Raw genomic sequence first — 2491 nt, forward strand, 5'->3', positions numbered from 1 at the left:
CATCCCCTGCCGCTGTCGCCGGCATGCTGAACGTTGGCGCAACAAGCTTCGGCACAGCAGCCGGAGCCGCCGCTACATTGGTCGTAAAGTCGCCTCCCGATAGCGCCGCAAGCAGCCCCGTCGGGTCCGTGAAGTTCACCGGATTGTTCTTCACATACGCATACAGATTCAGATCATCCTTCGTACCGATGGGGTCGGTTTGAAGGAATCTTCCGAGGGTGGGCGAGTACATCCGGGCCTTGTAATAGTACAGCCCCAAATCTGTTTGCCTTGACGCACACTTTCCTCGCGCAGGACGCTTTCCCTTATCTGGCAAGCTTTCCCGCGATATCGCCTGCATCACGGAGAGAATTTTTCCAGACGCGAGTTTCCATTGTTTCGCATCTCGAAACAAGTTCGGCTTTCGGGGTTCGGCCGTCGCGCACCGATGCGCCGAACAACTCCCGCAATCACTCAACAACCCCGCCAGCGCCGACCCCGTCAAGGCCGCGCAGCGCCCGCAGGGCTTGGCCTTGACGGCCATCGGTTCTCGACGCTAGTTCATGCGGTGCAAGACGGGTTTTAGGCTTGCACCGCATGCACAACGCCGTGGCTTTTGACGCTTCGTATCGGTGGGTTTTCCGTTACGCAGTAACGGCCGATTGGGAGCCCCTTGGGGGCGGACGGGTGGAGGGCTGCGAGCACGGAGCGAGAGGCCGCAAGGCCGAAGCCCGAGCGCAGCAGACGGCCCGGGCGGGCCGGGCTCATTCCCTTTCCTGGCCGCGACGCGGCCCCTGTTATGTCCTGCGCGAAGCGCCTTGCATGGCTTGGTGTTGCGTACTCCATACCGGCCGCTTTGCGGCCCTGATGTACTGAAGCGCGGCACGCGCGTAACCCGGCCGGGGGCGCCAGACATAACGCAAATTAGCGATGGGCGACGGGACAGGGCGCAACGCGCACCTACCCGGCGCCCAGCGCTAATTTCCAAGCGTTATGTTCAATTGGCCACAAGGCCAATTTACCCCCGGCCTCGTGCCCCGGCCGCAAGGCCGCTGGACATTCCTCAGCCTTCGGGCCGCAAGGCCCGCACACGCTTGGCCGGTGCGCCTTTATTCGTCTCTCTGGATATGTCGTTGACTCTTCGTTCCTCTGACATCGCCTTTCATCGTCGATCACTTCTTGCGAGCTTCGTATCACGCACTCAACACGGTACCATTTTGTAGTACCATATAGCCATGAAACGAGCCCACACCAAGACCCTTGAACTCATCTTTGCACGCCCCGTCTCGGCCAACGTGCGCTGGGCCGATATCGAGGCGCTTTTTCTCGAACTGGGCGCCACCATCACCGAACGCGAAGGCTCGCGGATCGCGGTCGTACTGTTTAGCCAAGTGCAGGTCTATCACCGCCCGCATCCCCGGCCAACTACCGATAAAGGTGCCATCGCCAGCGTGCGCAAATGGCTCGAATCGAACGGAGTAAAACCATGAACATCCTGAGCATCGACAACTATCGTGCCGTCGTCACCTACAACCCGGACACTGACATGCTGCGCGGCGAATTCCTTGGCCTCAACGGCGGCGCAGACTTCTACGCGAGCGACATCCCCACGCTCAAGACCGAGGGAGCCAAGTCCTTGGCCGTATTCCTCGACGTCTGCCGCGAGAACGGTATCGATCCGGTGCGCCATTTCTCCGGCCGCTTCAATGCCCGCATCGATCCCGAGCTTCATGCACGTGCTGTCGAAACGGCTGCGGCTGAGGGCATTAGCCTCAACCAACTCATCGAACGCGCTATCGAACACGAAGTGCGCACCTGAGCGCTGTTTTGGGCGCACGCGTCCCGTTACCCGTTACGGACTTTGCGTGGATCTGTTCGCGTCGTTGACTCTTCGTCGCTCACTTCGTCGCCGTCGTCATCGTCCGCTTCCGCCTCGATAGCAGCGAAGAGAGAAGCAGCATCCAGCCCCGCCGGGTGCGTCGCGGCATGAATCTCCCTGAGCTTGCCGATCGACACGTGCGTGTAAATCTGCGTGCTCGTCAGATCCGCATGCCCCAGCAACATCTGGATGAACCGCACGTCCGCGCCGTTATCCAGCATGTGCGTCGCGCACGCATGGCGCAGCGCGTGGCACGAGCCTTTATCGATTCCCGCTCGCCGCATGTAGCGCGTCACGATCGCGCTCAGTTGTCCCAGCGTGAACGCCGTCCCGTAGTCCGTCAGGAACAGCGTCCATTGCTCCGTATGCACCACCAGCGCCGTGCGTTCATCGAGCAGATAACGCTCAACCCACGCACACGCACGCTCGCCTATCGGCACGAACCGGTCACGCCGGCCTTTGCCCTGCCGAATCGCAATCGTGCGCGTGTCCAGGTCGATATCGCCCAACTGCAACTGCGCGATCTCCATGCGCCGCATCCCCGTGCTGTACAGCACCTCCAGGAGCGCGCGATCGCGCATGCCCGTCACCGACTCCAGATCCGGCTGCCCCATCAGCGCCTGAACCTGCGCC

Annotated in this window: 4 protein-coding genes; 2 read left to right on the plus strand and 2 right to left on the minus strand. The window is 61.5% G+C overall.

Annotated features, from left to right (window positions below; genetic code table 11):
* Nucleotides 1–232, minus strand: a 232-nt coding sequence (locus WCA53_RS05905; RefSeq protein ID WP_423906839.1) for an RHS repeat-associated core domain-containing protein, incomplete at its 3' end; no start/stop codon positions are given.
* Nucleotides 233–1214: 982 nt separating this feature from the next.
* Here WCA53_RS05905 and WCA53_RS05910 point away from each other — a divergent pair.
* Nucleotides 1215–1469 carry a type II toxin-antitoxin system HicA family toxin gene (locus WCA53_RS05910; protein ID WP_423906841.1) on the plus strand — a complete coding sequence of 85 codons (255 nt, stop codon included), beginning with the start codon at nt 1215–1217 and terminating at the stop codon, nt 1467–1469.
* Nucleotides 1466–1798, plus strand: coding sequence for a type II toxin-antitoxin system HicB family antitoxin (locus tag WCA53_RS05915; protein ID WP_423906844.1), 333 nt, complete (start codon nt 1466–1468; stop codon nt 1796–1798). Before WCA53_RS05910 ends, WCA53_RS05915 begins: the two co-directional genes overlap by 4 nt.
* A 26-nt stretch (nt 1799–1824) precedes the next feature.
* On the opposite strand, the gene WCA53_RS05920 is transcribed toward WCA53_RS05915, so the two are convergent.
* On the minus strand, nt 1825–2491 hold a 667-nt coding region (locus WCA53_RS05920), incomplete at its 5' end, for a tyrosine-type recombinase/integrase (protein WP_423906847.1).

Source organism: Caballeronia sp. (assembly GCF_049581465.1).
In the GTDB taxonomy this organism is placed as follows: Bacteria; Pseudomonadota; Gammaproteobacteria; order Burkholderiales; family Burkholderiaceae; genus Caballeronia.